General features: G+C 72.3%; 13 protein-coding genes and 1 riboswitch. Of the genes, 6 read left to right on the top strand and 7 right to left on the bottom strand.

Annotation, left to right across the window (positions count from 1 at the left end):
* Positions 1–46: 46 nt before the first annotated feature.
* The gene (locus ACIPLC_RS06635) at positions 47–1,339 is read right to left on the bottom strand and encodes an extracellular solute-binding protein (RefSeq protein WP_400471689.1); all 1,293 of its coding nucleotides are present in this window, start codon (positions 1,337–1,339) and stop codon (positions 47–49) included.
* 337 nt (positions 1,340–1,676) lie between these two features.
* On the opposite strand from ACIPLC_RS06635, the gene ACIPLC_RS06640 reads away from it, so the two are divergent.
* The 4 genes from ACIPLC_RS06640 (at position 1,677) to ACIPLC_RS06655 (ending at position 5,669) form a co-directional block, all read left to right on the top strand.
* On the top strand, positions 1,677–2,468 hold the full coding sequence (locus ACIPLC_RS06640) for a GntR family transcriptional regulator (RefSeq protein WP_400471691.1): 792 nt from the start codon (positions 1,677–1,679) through the stop codon (positions 2,466–2,468).
* Between the two features lie 379 nt (positions 2,469–2,847).
* Positions 2,848–3,114 carry a DUF3311 domain-containing protein gene (locus tag ACIPLC_RS06645; RefSeq protein ID WP_400471692.1) on the top strand — a complete coding sequence of 89 codons (267 nt, stop codon included), beginning with the start codon at positions 2,848–2,850 and terminating at the stop codon, positions 3,112–3,114.
* Entirely contained in the window at positions 3,111–4,724 is a 1,614-nt protein-coding gene (mctP, locus tag ACIPLC_RS06650; protein ID WP_400471694.1) for a monocarboxylate uptake permease MctP, read from the top strand. The genes ACIPLC_RS06645 and mctP overlap by 4 nt, the downstream gene beginning before the upstream one ends.
* 156 nt (positions 4,725–4,880) lie before the next feature.
* On the top strand, positions 4,881–5,669 hold the full coding sequence (locus ACIPLC_RS06655) for a histidine phosphatase family protein (protein WP_400471696.1): 789 nt from the start codon (positions 4,881–4,883) through the stop codon (positions 5,667–5,669).
* An 8-nt stretch (positions 5,670–5,677) separates the two neighbouring features.
* Here the strand turns inward: ACIPLC_RS06655 and ACIPLC_RS06660 are convergent, their stop codons facing one another.
* Positions 5,678–6,637 carry a helix-turn-helix domain-containing protein gene (locus ACIPLC_RS06660; protein WP_400471798.1) on the bottom strand — a complete coding sequence of 320 codons (960 nt, stop codon included), beginning with the start codon at positions 6,635–6,637 and terminating at the stop codon, positions 5,678–5,680.
* 398 nt (positions 6,638–7,035) lie between these two features.
* On the opposite strand from ACIPLC_RS06660, the gene ACIPLC_RS06665 reads away from it, so the two are divergent.
* Together ACIPLC_RS06665 and ACIPLC_RS06670 are read left to right on the top strand one after the other, a co-directional pair.
* A complete protein-coding gene (locus ACIPLC_RS06665) occupies positions 7,036–7,530 on the top strand; it encodes a GNAT family N-acetyltransferase (RefSeq protein ID WP_400471698.1) in 495 nt (164 codons plus the stop codon).
* Between the two features lie 140 nt (positions 7,531–7,670).
* On the top strand, positions 7,671–9,875 hold the full coding sequence (locus ACIPLC_RS06670) for an acyltransferase family protein (protein WP_400471700.1): 2,205 nt from the start codon (positions 7,671–7,673) through the stop codon (positions 9,873–9,875).
* Positions 9,876–9,903: 28 nt separating this feature from the next.
* On the opposite strand, the gene ACIPLC_RS06675 is transcribed toward ACIPLC_RS06670, so the two are convergent.
* The 5 genes from ACIPLC_RS06675 to ACIPLC_RS06695 form a co-directional block, all read right to left on the bottom strand.
* Complete coding sequence (locus ACIPLC_RS06675) at positions 9,904–11,100, bottom strand: glycoside hydrolase family 113 (protein ID WP_400471702.1); 1,197 nt, start codon at positions 11,098–11,100, stop codon at positions 9,904–9,906.
* Positions 11,101–11,115: 15 nt separating this feature from the next.
* The gene (locus ACIPLC_RS06680; protein ID WP_400471704.1) at positions 11,116–12,567 is read right to left on the bottom strand and encodes a glycosyltransferase family 2 protein; all 1,452 of its coding nucleotides are present in this window, start codon (positions 12,565–12,567) and stop codon (positions 11,116–11,118) included.
* Positions 12,568–12,634: 67 nt separating this feature from the next.
* Positions 12,635–13,534: a hypothetical protein gene (locus tag ACIPLC_RS06685; RefSeq protein ID WP_400471706.1), complete on the bottom strand. Its 900-nt coding sequence runs from the start codon at positions 13,532–13,534 to the stop codon at positions 12,635–12,637.
* 181 nt (positions 13,535–13,715) lie between these two features.
* A complete protein-coding gene (locus ACIPLC_RS06690; RefSeq protein ID WP_400471708.1) occupies positions 13,716–15,170 on the bottom strand; it encodes a glycoside hydrolase family 26 protein in 1,455 nt (484 codons plus the stop codon).
* 140 nt (positions 15,171–15,310) lie between these two features.
* Positions 15,311–16,324: a hypothetical protein gene (locus ACIPLC_RS06695; RefSeq protein ID WP_400471710.1), complete on the bottom strand. Its 1,014-nt coding sequence runs from the start codon at positions 16,322–16,324 to the stop codon at positions 15,311–15,313.
* Positions 16,325–16,724: 400 nt separating this feature from the next.
* A riboswitch (cobalamin riboswitch) is annotated at positions 16,725–16,867 on the top strand.
* Positions 16,868–16,897 lie beyond the last annotated feature (30 nt).

Below are 16,897 nucleotides of genomic sequence, written 5' to 3' on the forward strand. Positions count from 1 at the left end.
CTCACCGACCCCCCGCCGGGGGTCGGTGAGCGACGCCGCTCGGTGCTTACTGCTTCTGGTTGAGCCGCTTCGCGATCTCGTCGTCGTACTTCTTGGCGGTGGTGGCGTAGTCGCCGCCCTGGAGGGCGGCGGTCAGGAACTCCTTGATCGGGTTCGGCTTGTCCTCGACGCTCGCCCAGTTCGGGGTGATCGGGGTGACCGCACCGACCGCCGAGGCGGACTGGGCGGCCTTCGCGAAGTCGCCGGTGATCTGGCTGTTCAGCGCGGCCTTGTTCGGGATGTTGCCGGCGGCGGCGACCGCGCCCTCGTTCTTGTCGTTGAGGGCGATCTTCAGGAAGTCCTTGGCCATGTCGGTGTTCTTGCTCAGCGCGCCGATCGCCAGGTTCGAGCCGCCGAGGAAGACGCCGGAGGGCTTGTCAGCGGTCTTGCCCGGGATCGGGAAGAAGCCGATCTTGTCCTTCGCCATGTCCTTCTCGGCCGGGAGCTCCCAGCCGAGGGCGATCATGGTGCCGACGTTGCCCTTGCCGAAGACGTCCTTCTGCTGCGGGGTGGCCTCGTCCTTGTCCTTCGGGCCGGTGACCGAGTAGCCCTGCAGCTTCTTGTAGGTCTCGAAGGCCTTCTGCGCCTCGGGCGAGGACAGGCCGCCGACCCACTTGTCGCCGTCCTTCTTGGCGATCTTGCCGCCCTCACCGGCGAGCAGACCGAAGTAGGTGTACCACTCCTGACCCGGCAGGTAGAGCGGGTCGGCGACCCCGTCGGTGGTCTTCAGCTTGTCCAGGTCGGCGTAGAACTCGTCCAGGGTGGTCGGCGCGGCGGTCAGGCCGGCCTTGGCCCAGAGGTCCTTGTTGTAGGCGACGACGCGGTTGGAGACCCACCACGGGGCGGCGAACTGCTTGCCGTCCAGCTGGGCGGCCTCGTTCTGGTTGGCGTTCCAGCCGTCGCCGCCCAGGGCGGACTTGTCCTTGGTGATGTCGAGCAGGCCGCCCGAGGCCGCGTAGCCGGAGGTCTGGGTGTTGCCGAGCTCGACGACGTCGAGCGAGCCCTCGGACAGCGCGGCGGTCACCTTCTGGCCGATGCCGTCCCACTCCTGGATCTGGAAGTCGATCTTGGAGCCCGGGTAGGTGGTCTCGAACTCGCCCTTGACCGCGTCGGTCCAGCCCTTCGGGGCGGAGCCGCTCATCAGCCACACCTTCAGCGTCTTGCCGCTGTAGTTCTTGGCGCCCGTCGAGGACGACGAGTTCGAACCGGCGTTGTCCTTGCCCTTGCCGTCCGAGCCACAGGCCGCCAGGCCGACGACCATTGCTGCGACGCCGACCGCCGCGATGAGCTGACGCTTCACGCCATCCTCCTGAGGGATGCCTGGGTTACCCCCGTCGGGCGGCAGCGGCAGACCCACGTAAAGCGGGGGGAAAGGTGCCGCGGACCCCTTCGAACGGGTGGGGGGATTCATAGTGTCCGGCCTAGTGGTGTAGACCAGATGCCTGGAGCTTGGCCTAGACCAATGGGCCTGTCAACGGCTGTTCGACCGATCCGGACCACCCGTTATCAAGCCGACACCGCACATCGTTCATCGCGTGATGAGGTATTCGTTCCGTAGCCATACATGCAACGATGTCACCCGTTAACGATGTGGCGGGGCCCGTGAAGGCCGCGCGAGAAGCGGGAGAACAGGTCCGATGAGCAGCGACGGGGGAACCACCGCCCAGGTCAACGACCCCGAGGTGAAAAACCTCCCGGCGCAGGCCGGCACCGACCCGACCGCGCGCGTCCCCAAGTACTACGGCCTCAAGCGCCACCTACTCCAGCTCACCGAGACCCAGCCCGCCGGCACCCCGGTCCCGCCCGAGCGCGCGCTGGCCGCCCAGTTCGACACCTCCCGCACCACCGTCCGCCAGGCGCTGCAGGAACTGGTCGTCGAGGGCCGGCTGGAGCGCATCCAGGGCAAGGGCACCTTCGTCGCCAAGCCCAAGGTCGCCCAGGCCCTCCAGCTCACCTCCTACACCGAGGACATGCGGGCCCAGGGCCTGGAGCCCGCCTCGCGGCTGATCGAGATCGGCTACATCACCGCTGACGACCGGCTCGCCCCGCTGCTCGACATCAAGCCCGGCGGCCGGGTGCTGCGGATCGAGCGCCTGCGACTGGCCAACGGCGACCCGATGGCCATCGAGGTCGCGCACCTGTCCGCCAAGCGCTTCCCCGCGCTGCGGCGCAACCTCGCCAAGCACAACTCGCTGTACGCGGCGCTGCGCGAGGTGTACGGGGTCACCGTGGCCGAGGCCGAGGAGACCATCGAGACCACCCTCGCCAACCCGCGCGAGGCCGGTCTGCTCGGCTCCGACCTCGGACTGCCGATGCTCCAGCTCTCCCGGCACTCCTTCGACGCCGACGGCGACCCGGTGGAGTGGGTCCGCTCGATCTACCGGGGCGACCGCTACAAGTTCATCACCCGGCTCAAGCGCCCGGAGTAGCCGGGCGGAGCAGTCCGGCGGAGCAGTTCAGAGCAGGGCGGTTCGAAGCGGGGCAGTCCGAGCGAAGCGCTCCCCCGACGCACCAAGGGCACCGGCGCGCACGACCCGCGCGCCGGTGCCCTTTCGCGTCACGGGAACGACCCGTACCGGTCGAATACGACCGGGTGCCGTCCGGATGGCGGGAAGTTGCACCGACCCCGGTGACATGGATCACTCCATGCCCTAGATTGCGCAGCCGTACTGACTGTCGATCACCGATGGTGCTGCTCGGCGGGTTCGCGGGGGCGTGCGGCGCCCCCACGGGCTGCGGCGCCGACGGGGAGAACCCTCCGGAGCGGAGCCGAAGATGCCGTCTGACCCCGATACCGTCGAACCTGTCATGCCCGAGCCACCCGGGGGCCGGGTGCCCGCGGTGACCCCCGAACGGGTGCTGGCCGGGCTCGCCCTGCTCGTGCCGATCGTCGCGACGCTGTGGGTGTCCTCGTACGACAAGACCGACCCGGACGTCGGCGGGGTGCCGTTCTTCTACTGGTACCAGCTGCTCTGGGTGCCGGTGTCGGCGGTGTTCACCGTGGCCGCGTACCTGCTGATCAACCGGGACGAGAAGGCCCGCAAGGCGGCGCGGAAGGCGGGCGACGCGCGATGAGCCACGTCAACGTGCCGGCCCTCGTGGTCTTCGTGCTGTTCTTCGCCCTGGTCACCGTGATGGGCTTCCTCGCCTCCCGCTGGCGCCGCGCGGACGACGCCGCGCACCTGGACGAGTGGGGCCTGGGCGGCCGCAGCTTCGGTACCTGGGTCACCTGGTTCCTGCTCGGCGGCGACCTCTACACCGCGTACACCTTCGTCGCCGTCCCTGCGGCGGTCTACGCGACCGGCGCGGCGGGCTTCTTCGCGGTGCCGTACACGATCGTCGCCTACCCGCTGGTCTTCCTCTTCCTGCCCCGGCTCTGGTCGGTCTCCCGGGTGCACGGGTACGTCACCCCGGCCGACTTCGTCCGCGGCCGGTACGGCTCGCGGCCGCTCTCCCTGGTCATCGCGCTGACCGGGATCCTGGCCACCATGCCGTACATCGCGCTCCAACTCGTCGGCATCCAGGCGGTGCTGGACGTGCTGGGCGTCGGCGGCGGCGAGAACGCCAACTGGTTCGTCAAGGACCTGCCGCTGTTCATCGCCTTCGGCGTGCTGGCCGCGTACACCTACTCCTCCGGGCTGCGCGCCCCGGCGCTGATCGCCTTCGTCAAGGACGCCCTGATCTACATCGTGATCATCGTCGCGGTGATCTACATCCCGATCCGGCTCGGCGGCTACGGGCACGTCTTCGACGCGGCCGCGCACAAGTTCAGCGCCCCCAAGTCCGGCGGCTCGCTGACCCTCCCGGGCGACAAGCAGTGGACGTACGCGACGCTGGCGCTGGGCTCGGCGATGGCGCTGTTCATGTACCCGCACTCGGTGACCGGCGTGCTGGCCTCCAAGTCCCGGGGCACGGTGCGGCGCAACATGGCGATCATGCCCGCGTACTCGCTGATGCTGGGTCTGCTGGCGCTGCTCGGCTTCATGGCCATCGCGGCGGGCGTCGGCAAGGGCGACAAGAAGTTCAACGCCCAGCTGTCCGTGCCGCAGCTGTTCGCCGACGTGTTCCCGGACTGGTTCACCGGCGTGGCCTTCGCGGCGATCGGGATCGGCGCGCTGGTGCCGGCCGCCATCATGTCGATCGCGGCGGCCAACCTGTTCACCCGCAACGTGTACAAGGAGTGGCTGAAGCCCGCCGCCACCCCGGCGGACGAGACCCGGATCGCCAAGCTGGTCTCGCTGCTGGTGAAGGTCGGCGCGCTGGTCTTCGTGCTCGGCATGGACAAACAGGCCGCGATCAACCTCCAGCTGCTCGGCGGCCTGTGGATCCTGCAGACCTTCGTGGCGATCGTCGGCGGCCTGTTCACCCGCTGGTTCCACCACTGGGCGCTGTTCGCCGGCTGGGCGGCCGGCATGGCCTACGGCACCTGGAAGGCCTACGGCATCGCCAGCCCCGCCACCAAGCACTTCGGCGGCAACGCGGCCGCGATCCCCGGCATCGGCGAGATCGGCTACATCGGCGTGACCGCCTTCGCGCTCAACCTGCTCGTCGCGGTGGCGCTCACCCTGGTGCTGCGCGCGGTCAAGGCACCCGAGGGCCCGGACGAGACCAGGCCCGCCGACTACAGCGCCGAGGCCGGCGACGAGGAGCCCAAGAACGCGCCGGAGCCCGTAGCGGCGCACTGATTTCCCGCCGCACGCGCCCTGTGATCGCGCCGCCCTCTCCGTGAACACTGGAGAAGGCGGCGCGATCATATGTATGAACAGCCGCCTTCGCAGGGCACCACCAGACCGGACCGGCGACCGGCCGGCAACTGATCGACCCACGGGGAGCACGCGGCCATGGCAGAACTCGGCACCACCCTCAACGGCCAGCACCAGTCCACCCAGAGCCCGCACCACCTCACCACCCACCGCCCGGCGTCGGCCACCCGGCTGCCGTCCGTGCTGATCGCCACCCGGCACGGCGAGTCCACCGCCAACGTCGAGTTCCAGCTGGCCGAGGCCGCCGGCGCGCTCGGCGTCCCGATCAGCTGCCGGGACGCCGACATCCCGCTGTCGCTGCACGGCCAGCAGCAGGCCCAGGCGCTCGGCCGCTGGTGGGCCGCCCTGCCCAGCGCCGACCGCCCGCGCAGCGTCTGGTGCTCGCCGTACGTGCGCACCACCGAGACCGCCCGGATCGCGCTCGCCCAGGCCGCCGGGCTCGGCGCCGTCCCGGTCACCCTCGCCGTGCGTTACGACGAGCGGCTGCGCGACCGCGAGCTGGGCGTCCTGGAGATGCTGACGCGGGCCGCGATCGAGGCCAAGCACCCGGAGGAGGCCGCCCGGCGGCGCAAGATGGGCGAGCTGTACTACCGCCCGCCCGGCGGCGAGTCCTGGGCCGATGTCGCGCTGCGGGTGCGCAGCCTGCTGCGGGACGTCTGCGAGGAGGAGGCCGGGCGGCCCGTCCTGCTGGTCGCGCACGACTGCACGGTGCTGATGCTGCGCTACGTGCTGGACCGGCTCACCGAGGAGCGGCTCACCGCGCTCGCGCCGGTGCACAACTGTTCCACCAGCCTGTGGCGCGCCCAGGACGGGCGGCTGCACCCGGACCGCTGGAACACCGTCGACCACCTCGCCCTGGAGAACTGACCGACCCGTCAGGACTCCTCGTCCGGGCAGGCGAAGCAGCGTCGGTAGGCCAGCGGCGTGGTCCCCAGCCGGCGCCCGAAGTGGTGCCGCAGCGCGGCCGCGTTGCCGAAGCCGCAGCGGGCGGCGATCGCATCCACCGGCTCCGCGGTGGACTCCAGCAGCCGCTGGGCGAGCAGCACCCGCTGCCCGGTCAGCCAGCGGTGCGGCGTGGTGCCGGTCTCCTGCTGGAAGCGGCGGGCGAAGGTGCGCGGGGACATGTGGACCTTGGCGGCCAACTGTTCGACGGTGCAGTCCCGGTCCAGGTGGTGGCGCATCCAGTCGAGCAGCGGCGCCAGCGAGTCGCCGTCGCCGCCGGGCAGCGGGCGGCTCACGAACTGGGCCTGCCCGCCCTCCCGGTGCGGCGCCACCACCATCCGGCGGGCGATCCCCCGGGCCACCTCGGCGCCCTGCGCCTTGCGCACCAGGTGCAGGCAGGCGTCGATGCCGGCGGCCGTCCCGGCCGAGGTGATCACCGGGTCGTCGTCCACGTACAGCACGTCCGGCTCGACCGCGGTCCGCGGGAAGCGCCGGGCCAGTTCCTCGCTGTGCCGCCAGTGGGTGGTGGAGCGGCGGTCGTCCAGCAGCCCGGCGGCGCCGAGCACGAAGGCGCCGCTGCAGATGGACAGCACCCTGCCGCCGTCCGCCACCACCGAGCGCAGCGCCGCCAGCAGCGGCTCCGGGTAGTCCGGGCGGATCGCCGTCGCGGTGACCACCACCAGGTCGGCCCCGGCCAGCCGCTCGGGGCCGTGCGGGACGTCCACCGCGAACCCGGCGTGCGTCGCGTGCGGCCCGGGGCGGGCCCCGGCGATCGCGAAGTCGTACCCGGGCAGGCCGTCGGCCGTGCGGTCGAGGCCGAAGACCTCGCAGGCGACACCGAGCTCGAAGGGGTGAATCTCCTCCAGCACCACCGCGACCACGTTCTTCAGCATGCCGCCCAGGATGCCCCGGGCGGCACCGGCGACGGAAGGGCCGGAGTGGCAGTTTTTCGATGACATTGGTCATTCCTGCCACTCGTGGCCACCGCCCCGCCCGGCCAGAGTGGAGCCATGGACACCGACACTCTCGCAAGCGCACTCGCCCTGGCCGGGGCCGTCGGCGGTTTCGGCCTGCTCGGCACCCTGATCGGCCGGGAGTTCTCCCGCAGCGCCGCCACCGGCCGCGACAACTGGCACCGCGCGGGCGGCTACCCGGCCGGGCCGGAACGCCTGGACCGGCTGTACGGCACCATGCCCGCCGCCTCGCTGCGCCCCTCCGCCGACCCGGCCACCCTCCCGGTCCTGACCACCCCGGAGATCACCACCCCGGACGGCTCCGGCACACTGACGGGATGGACATCCTCATCCGCCAGGCCCTTCCGGAGGACCTCGACGACGCCGGCCGCATCACCGTCGAAGCCTTCGTCGGCGACGGCCACACCTCGCCGGAGAGCAGCTACGTCGAGCAGCTGCGCGACGCCGCCCGCCGGGCCCGGGAGGCCGAGCTCCTGGTCGCGGTCGACGCGGCCGAAGGACGGGTCCTCGGCTGCGTGACCTACGCCGTCGGCGGCACCGAGTGGGCCGACATCGCCACCCCGCGCGAGGGCGAGATCCGGATGCTCGCCACCGCCGCGGCCGCCCGCGGCCGGGGCGTCGGCGAGGCCCTGGTCCGCGCCACCATCGCCCGCAGCCGCGAACTCGGCCTGGACGGCATGGCGTTCTCCACCCGCCCGCAGATGACCGCCGCCCACCGCGTCTACGAGCGGACCGGCTTCCGCCGCACCCCCGAACGCGACTGGTCCCCGTACCCGGGCATGGACCTGATGGTCTACAGCCTGGCGTTCTGAGCCCGGCCGGGCATCGCCGGCCCCACCCCTCCCCGGTGACGAACAGACGATCAACGGACGTCTTTTGATATAAACCACTGATCAAGACACGTCTGATGCCACGTCGCGGCAGCCGACCGATCCCGGGGGGACGCACCAACATGGACGACGGGCCCGGCCTCGGCACGCCCGCGAGCGGCCCCACGCTCCAGGACATGCGCACGTCCCGGGGCATCGAGCCCCCGGCCACCAGCCGCTACGCGATCCCCGCCCCGACGCCCCGGCCGCGCGGGCCGCTGCCGCCCTCCGTCCGCTTCCCGGCGGTCGACGGGCTGCGCGGCCTCGCCATCGCCTCCGTCCTGCTCTACCACACCAACTGGTTCCAGAACGGCCTGTTCGGCGTGGACGTCTTCTTCGTCCTCTCCGGCTTCCTGGTGACCCTGGTGCTGATCCGCGAGCTGGACCGCACCGACGGCATCCGGCTCGGCGTCTTCTACCGCCGCCGGGCCAAGCGGCTGCTGCCCGGGCTGCTCGCCACCGTCCTCCTCGTCGTCGCGCTGTCCGCGCTGGTCAGCCCACTGCGGGACGTCAGAGACCTCCGCCCGCAGGCACTCGCCGCGCTCGGCCAGGTCGCCAACTGGGCCCAGCTGGCCCGCGGTGACGCCTACTGGCAGCACTTCGCCTCGATCGACCCGCTCGCGGCCATGTGGTCGCTCAGCATCACCGAGCAGTTCTACGCGCTCTGGCCGCTGCTGCTGCTCGCGGTCTTCGGCCTCTGCCGCCGCTCGCTGCGCGCGGCCGGCGCCGTCACCGCCGGGCTGTTCGCCGCCGCCGCACTCGTCGCCCCGCTGATGTGGAACGGCGACAACAGCGACCGCCTCTACCTCGGCACCGAGACCCGCGCGGTCGGCTTCGCGGCCGGCGCCACCGCCGCCTTCGCGGTCTACCTGCGGCTGCGCCGCCAGGTCCGCGCGGCGGCCCCCGACGACGACGGCGGCACCCGCTCCCGGCGGCGCCCGCTCGACCGCTCCGGACCGGGCGCCCTCGCGCCCACCCTGCTCGGCACCGCGGCCCTGGGCGGCCTGGTCTGGGCCAGCCTGTCCGTCAGCGGCTACCACGACCCGCTGCTCTACCAGGGCGGGCTGGCCGTGGTCGCGGCGCTGGCCGCCGTCCTGGCCGCCTCCCTCTGCCACGACCGGGGCCCGCTGGTCCGGCTGCTGTCGCTGCCCCCGCTGCGGCTCACCGGCACCATCTCCTACAGCCTCTACCTGCTCCACCTGCCGGTGTACTGGCTGCTCCAGCACTACGTCGACGACATCTCGCCGCAGCTGCTGCTCGCCATCGGCGCACCGGTCTCCTGGGTGCTGGCCTGGCTGCTGCACACCGGCACCGAGAAGCTGCGGGTGCTGCGCTGGCGGGCCTTCCCGGCCGTCCCGCTGCTGGCCGTCGCGACAGCGGTGGCCACCACCGGCGCCTGGTACCTGCCCGCCTGGATCCAGCACGACATGCGGTCCGGGCCGAGCGGCAAGCCCGCGGTCCTCGTCCTCGGCGACTCCTTCGCCCAGGACCTCGCCACCGGCCTCTACCGGCACGGCGACCGCTACCGGGTGGTCGACGGCGGGATCAGCGGCTGCGGCCTGTTCGACCCGGACAAGGTGCGCACCACCTCCGGGGAGGAGTTCGACACCAGCCGGGAGTGCCGCGACCGGGCCGCCGAGTGGGACCGGCAGCTCGCCGGCGCCGCACCGCAGGCCGTCGTGATCCACCTCGGCTGGGACGCCGCCGAACAGTACCTCGACGGCAGTTGGCTCACCCCCTGCGACGAGGACTACAAGAGCCGCTACACCGCCCAGCTCACCCAGGCCGTGGACCAGGTCCGTCGGCGCGCGCCCGGCGCCCGGGTGCTGCTGATGAACGAACGGGTCGAGAACGGCGCCGTCAACAAGGGCTGGGGCACCTGCTACAACCAGCAGGTCGCCGCCTACGTGAAGGCCGCCGCCGGCGCCGTCCGGCTGGTCGACCTCAACACCTTCTACTGCCCGTACGAGACCTGCGTCTGGAAGGACCGCGACGGCCACTGGGTCACCCCCGCCAACGACGGGGTGCACCTCACCCCGGCGGGCATGCGGTTCGTGACGCCGTGGCTGGAGCAGCAGATCGCGGACGGACTGACCGGACCGCCGTCGGAGCCGCCCGCGGCCACCCCGGCGCCCACGGCGACCCCGCCCCCCACGCCGACCCAGACGACCCCGACGACGCCCACCCCGACGACGCCCACCCCGACGACCTCGGCGGCCACCACCAAGCCCACGGGCCGGCCGAGTTCGGCCAAGCCCGGCCGGACCCCGGCCGGCGGCCAGCCGTAGCCCGACCGGCGGGAATGATGGAACACGCCTAGGAGGGCGGCAGGTCGTAGGTCTGCGCGAAGCAGTCGCGGATCGCCTGCTCGGAGGCCGGGCGCCCGGCGTAGTCCATCCGCGGGGTGTCCTGGTTGGTCGGCAGGTTCGGGTCGATGCCGAAGTACAGCGACCAGAAGTACAGCCCGCGCAGCTTGCGTTCCTGCGCCACCTGGCAGACCGCGGTGAACCAGTTGGCCTGGACGGCCTCGTTCAGCTCGGTCTTCTTGTAGTACTCACCGGGCGTCTTGTACGCGCCCTTCTGCGCCGGGATGCCCACCTCGGTGAGCTTGGTGGTCGGCTGCGGACCGCTGCCGCGCTTGTCGAGCCAGACGTTCCAACTGGCCTTCAGGTCGGCGACCGGGGCGTCGTCGCCGGCCGACTTGGCCGGCGGGTAGGCGTCCACGCCGGTGCCGTCCGCCGGGACCGCTATCGAACCCTTGGACCAGTTGTCGAAGTTCGCGTCGTACACCAGCTCGCCGCGGAAGCTCTTCCGCGCCTGGTCGATGAGACCGGGCCAGCGCGGGTCGCCCTCCAGCGAGTTGAACTCGGTGCCGATGGTGAACTCGGCCGCGGAGTGTTCCTGGGCGGTCTTCAGGTACGGCGCCAGGAAGGCGGCGTAGCTGGCGAACCAGGCGTCCCGGTCGGTCGGCGCAATGTTGCCGCGCCACTTGAGGGTGTTGAGGTAGTCGAAGACGTCCTCGTCCATGATCGGACGGATGGTGGTGCGCAGGCCGGCCCGGTGGGCGGCGTCCAGCAGCAGGGCCAGCCGCTCCGGGGTGGGGGTGGTCGGCCGGGCGGCGACGGCGTTCGACTTGGTACCGGTCGTGTAGTACGGGAAGGTCACCGACAGGGAGTTGGCGTTCAGCCCGACCACGTACTTGACGATGCGGTCGACCTTGCCCTGGACGAAGTTGTCCGGGTCCGCCGGGTCGTCCAGCCAGTACACCTGCACGCCCCACTCGGGGCTGCCCCTGGTCCACGGGCGGGCCACCTTGGGGCCGGTGTCCTCGACCGGCGGCGCGTCCTTGCCGAAGCCCCAGACCCGGCCCTGCTCGGTCGCGGAGCCGGCCCAGTGCACGGCGGTCGGGCGCTGGTGGACGAACTTGAGCGGGTGGTCCCCCCAGACCACCGGGACGCCGACGGTGATGGCGACCACCACGGTCGGCAGGATGAAGATGACGGGGCGCTTCACAGCGGTGACCTCCGGTCAGGCCGGCTTGGCGATGACGACGAACTTGTTCTCCTCGCGCTTGAGGAACTTGATCAGCCCGCGCAGGCCTCCCCAGCCCTCCAGGAAGGAGAACAGCGGGATGGCCGCCACCACGGCGATCGGCTCCCACCACTTGCGCCGGTGGTTCGCCGAGGCCACCACGTTCAGGCGCAGGCCCTCCCAGTACGTCCAGATGACGTAGGCGAAGTTGATCGACCAGACCAGCACCACGGACTGGGTGACCGGGGAGGTGTTCCAGGTGCCGGTGAACCAGGCGACCAGCAGCACCAGGCCGACGTGCTGGAGCGGGCCCAGCACCCAACTGACCATGCCCATCCCGATGAACAGCCGGTACCGCAACGGGATCGTCCTGTTGAAGCAGAGCGCGACCAGGCCCCAGGCCCAGCGCTCGCGCTGCTTGAGGAAGTCCTTGACCCCGGCCGGCGAGGCGCCGTAGCAGCGCCCGTTGAACCAGTCGCTGCGGCCCGGGTAGCGCTGGCAGAAGTTCAGCGCCATCTGGGCGTCCTCGACGATGGTCTTCGGGCCGAAGTCCCAGCCGATGGTGGCCTCCACCGAGGAGCGCACCAGCAGCAGTTCGCCGTGCACGCCGGCGATCGGGGTGCCGGTGCCGGTCATCGCGCGGAAGCGGGCGATGTCGTCGGCCGGGCGGATCGCGTCGGCGAGCCAGGTGAAGGTGGAGACGGCGTTCTCCCGCGGGTACGTCAGGATGCCCTGCGCCATGTGCTTGGCGTCGTCCCCGGCCCGGCGCTGCCGGTTGATGAACTGCGCGACGGCGGCGGCGGTGTCCGGACCGACACCGGTGTCGTCGTCCATGTGCAGCACCCAGACGTCGTCCTCGGCCTCGCCCTCCTCGATCCGCAGCTCGTGCGAGTAGTGGTTGGCGCGGGCCTTGAACTTGGTGCCGTTGGGCGTCTCGTAGGCCTTCGGCACGGTCACCACCCGGATCAGCGGGCTGCGGGCGGCCAGCCCGTCGATCTTCTCGGCGGCCGCGCAGCCCTCCTCGGTGAGGACGTCCACCCGCATCCACGGGAAGTAGGCCGGCAGGTGCTCGACGTACGAGAGCACCGAGCGCTCCAGCGCCGGATAGGTGTCGTGGCGGCCGATGGTCGGCACCAGCACGATCAGGAAGTCGTCCTCGACCGGCTCGGCCGGGGTCATCCGGCTCACCTGGCGCAGCCGGCGGCGGACCATCAGCACGCCCTGGAAGCCGATCAGGACGCCGAACACCGGCATCCCCCACAGGATGGTGATCGTCCAGCCGAGCGGGGTGGGGTTGGGCACGTAGGCCCAGACCGAGAAGGCGAAGATGACCGTGAAGGAGAAGTAGAACGGGAGGACCCGGGGCTTCCACGACATCTGTCGCTCGGCGAGCCGGGCGGCCTCGCGGGACGTGGTGAGCACCGTCCGGGCGGGGGCTGTCGATGGCATGGCGAAAGTCGTCCCTCGTCTGGTGGCGGGTCGGCCCGCTTCGGGAGCCGGGTCGTTCGTGCGCGGTTCAGGCCTGCGGCGGACGGTCCGTCGGTGGATGGTCCACCGGCGGGCGGTCCGTCAGAGGGTGGTCGGCCGGCGGCACGACCGGGCCCGGGAGGACCGGGCCGGGCGTCACCGGCGGCGCGGCGGGCCACGGCTGCTGGGCGAGCGTCGACGGGTGCGGGGCCGGCTGGGTGGGCTGCTGCGCGTACGGCACCGGCTGCGACGGCTGGGCCTGCGCCGGCTGCGGCCAGGCGGCGGGCTGCGGTTGCGGTGCCGGCGGCTGCTGCGGCCAAGCGGGCTGGGGCTGTACCGGCGGCTGCTGCGGCCAGGCGGGCTGCGCTTGGGGCTGGAGCTGGAACTGGAGCTGCTGCGGCGGCCAGGCGGGCTGCTGCTGGAACGGCTGCGGGCCCGGGGCCGGCTCGGCCGGGATCGTCTGGAGGAGCGACCAGTGCACCGGCCCGCCCGACGCCGCGGCGGCTTCCGGCGCCCGCTGCTCCCGCCACTTCAGCCGGGCCAGCAGCACGATCAGCGCCGCGGTGACGACCACGCCGAGCGCGAAGGTCGCGAGCTTGAGCCCGCCCTCGGTGGTGCCGGTGAACCACTCCCGCTGCGGCTTGTCCAGGAGCGCGCCGGTCAGGCTGCGCACCCGGTTGTACCCCTCGACCAGTGCGACACCGGCCGCCACCCCGAGTGCCCAGGTGCGCCCGCGCAGCAGCAGGATCCCCGAAACCAGGTAGAGCAGGCCGTAGTTGAGGCTGCCGGTCTCGGCGTCCACCGCGGTGCCGCCGTAGTAGAAGATGCCTTTGACGTAGGTCGCGAACCCGACCTGGCCGAAGCAGTTGTACGCCGCCCAGCCGAGCAGCACCACGCCCCAGCCGACGGCGATGCCGCCGGCCGCGCGCATCGCACGCGCCTGTCCCATCCCGCACCCCCGCCCCGCCGGACCGTCCCGGCGCCAACCCCTCGGCTTCGCCGCCACAGGATGCCACACGGCGCAACGGACACGGAACTCCGGCCGTTCAACGGCACTTCACGGTGTCGCACACCTCACAGCGGCCGCCCCGGCGGACGTGCAGGCCACCCCGGCAGACGTGCCGGCCGGCTCAGCGAACGTGCAGACCGCCCCAGTCGACGTTCGAGCCGAACGGGCCGGCGCCGCCGGTGAGCGCCAGCGGGCTGCGGTAGGTGGCGTTGACGTCCGCGCTGGAGTTGCGCGGCTGGTCCGGCGCCAGGTTGTCCGAGGTGAGCGACTGCCCCCAGACCGTCCAGATCGTCCAGGGCGTGCGCCGCAGCGTGTCCGGCTGGCGGGAGTTGACCGGGACGGCGAAGGACTCGGCCAGGATCCGCGGCTTGCCGTAGGCGGCGAGCCCGTCGTAGTACCGCTTGGTCCACACCTCGCCGGTGCCGATCGGGTGCGCGGGGCTGCCGCTGTAGTCGTCCACCCCGACCACGTCGACGTACTGGGAGCCCGGGTAGTAGTCCCACGGGTCCGCCCCGGGGGCTCCGTCCCAGGACACCGGCGTCCAGACGAACAGCAGGTTGTGCAGGCCCCTGGTCTCCACCAGGTAGCGGTAGGTGATCCGCCACAGCGCCTGGTAGTCGGCCGGCTTCTGGCCCGACCACCAGAACCTGCGGGAGCAGTCCTGCACGTTCATCTCGTGGTACGGGCGCAGCAGCACCGGCACGTCGTGGGCGGCCAGGTACTCCAGGTGGTCGGCCAGGTAGGACAGGTCGGTCATCAGCGCGCGGTACTCGGGGGTGTCGTGCGCGCTGTCGACGACCCGGCCGAACCAGCCCTTGTCCTTGGCGGCCGGGGAGTTCGAACAGAGCACCTGCTCGAAGGACTTGACGTCCGAGCCGGGGTAGGGCTGGTGGAAGGACATGCCGACGATCCCGGCCGGCCCGCCGCCGTTGTCGGGCAGTTCGGTGGTGGTGCCGTCGCAGTTGTGCTGGACGCCGGCCGTGCCGTAGCTGCCGTCGTCGGCGCGCGGGTGGCCGGACCAGACGGCGGCCAGCAGGTCGACGGCGTCGTCGGTGTACTGCCAGCCGGCCCGGCAGGTGGGCCACCGGCCGGCCGAGTAGGAGCGCGGGTCGCCGACGCCCCAGCCGGTCTGGCCGTAGCCGGGGCCGAGGTCGGTCTCGACGAAGCCGGGCAGCTTGCCGGTGATGTCGGCGGCCTTCTTGTAGTAGTAGCCGACCTGCTTGGTGCCGCGGTAGTCGCCGTACTCGGGGTTGTTGCGCTCGTTGTGCGCCTCGACGTGCTGGCCGATCACCGTCCCGCCGCTCTGCCCGGTGCGGGCCTGGTTCTCCAGGTCGGCGAGCAGTTGCTGGACGGCCCGGGCGTTCGGCGAGGCCTGCTGGTCCCGGGCGAGCAGGTCCCGGCCGACCTCCGGCGGCAGGGTGCGCCCGGGGAGGCCGACCGTCACCGGGACGCGCGCGAGCTCCCCGCCGTCGGCCCGGCCGTCGCGCTGCAGCAGCACCACGGCGCCCGTGGCGACCACGACCCCGGCCACGGCCAGGACGGCGGGCTTGCCGCGCAGGGCTCTGGGCAGGGCCACGGACCGCTCCTCCGGTTGCTCGCCGGCACCGGCCCAGACGGACGCAACCGGAACACTCGTACGAATGACTGCCCCGAGAGCCTGCCACACTCCCCCTGCCCCGGCGAACGAACCCGCCGGGGCAGGGGTGTCACGGCGGATCAGCCGGCCGGAGTGGCCCCCTGCGCACCCGGCGCGGCCGCGGACGCGGCCTTGGCGCGCTGGAGCAGCTGGCCCTTCACGTGCTCGCCGAAGCCGGCGGCCGCCGCGGTGGCGGCGGCGTCGGCGGTGTCGCCGCCCTTCGCCGAGCCCTCGACCGTGAAGTAGGCGTACCGGCCCAGGGTGTTGTGCGTGTTGGTGCAGCCCGGAGTGGCGCAGAACGCCGGCGCGCCCGGCGCGACGGCACCCTTGAGGTGGCCGGTGTAGCTCTTCATCGAGGTCTCGGCCTGGATCTTGTGGTCGAAGACCGCGACGCCGACGGTCACCGCGCTGTCGCCGGAGACGTAGGTCGCCCGGAGCACCTTCTGGCAGCCCTGGTCGCCGAGGACCTTGCCGAGCCCGCCGGTCGTCGAGTTCCCGTCCCAGCAGGGCGAGTCCAGCGAGACGAAGGTCCGGTTCCAGGTGGCGCCGTTGACCGTCACCTGGAGCGCGGAGAACAGCGCCCCCGCGTCCTGCGGCGCCGGGTCGGTGGCGGCCTCCCAGATCGGCTTCGACGGGTCGTCCGGCGCGCCGCCCGGGGTGCCGGACGGGGCACCGCTCAGGGTGCCGCTCGGGGCCCCGGCGGCGCTCGGCGCGGCGGAGGACGGCCGGCTGGAGGCCGTGCCGGTCTGCCCCGCGACCGGCTTCCCGCCGCCGTCCTTCTTCGTCATCAGCATCGCCCCGCCCGCGACCAGGCCGCCCACCACGACGACCGCGACCGCCACGCCGAGGACCCGCAGCCGGCGGCGGCGCTTGCCGTCCGCCTCGTTGCGGTCCGCCAGCGCCTCCCAGTTCGGCTCGGAGCGCTGCGGCGCCCGCGGCTGCGGCTGCGCCTGCCACTGCGGCGGCACCTGCTGCTGCCCCGGCTGGACCGGCTGCGGCTGCGGAGGTGGCACCGGCGGGCCGGGCTGCGCGACCGGCCGGGCCGGCTGCGGCACCGGCGGAACGGGCTGCGCCACCGGCTGCGCGGGCGGCACCGGAGGCCCGTACGAGGCCGGCGGCGGCCCGAAGCCCCCACTCGGCGGCAGCACCGGACCGGGCACCACCGGCGGCTGCTGATTCCGTGCGTCCCCCGGCCCGACGGGGGGCATTCCCTGCGGACCCTGCCCGGGTGCGCCAGTTCCGTCGCTCACGCGCCCCCTCGCTTCGCTCGATGATCGCTTCGCGAAACGCGCCCCTCGGCGCTTCGCTCGCTCATGCGCCCAGATCGTAGGGCATGCCCCCGGCGACCGATCCGCCCGGTGACTGTTCCGTATCGAAACCAGGACGCCCGGAGCCCGGAACCGAGGCGCCCCAAGGCCATGACCCACCCCCTTCCAGCACCGCCGGTTATCGCCCCGACACACCGCGCCGCACTAGATGTGGGGTCGCATCAGAGAGACACCACTAGATGTATGCTCAATCCTGCTGTCGATGCAGGGGAACCCGGTGCGAATCCGGGACTGCCCCGCAGCGGTGAGCGGGCGGCTCCAGTAGCCGCCCGGCGAGTCCGAGTACCTGCCGACAGTGTGCGCACCGGCCCTCCCGCAGAGGCCGCACCAGCACGAGAA

The sequence above is a fragment of the Kitasatospora sp. NPDC086801 genome, from assembly GCF_044745805.1.
Classification (GTDB): Bacteria; Actinomycetota; Actinomycetes; order Streptomycetales; family Streptomycetaceae; genus Kitasatospora.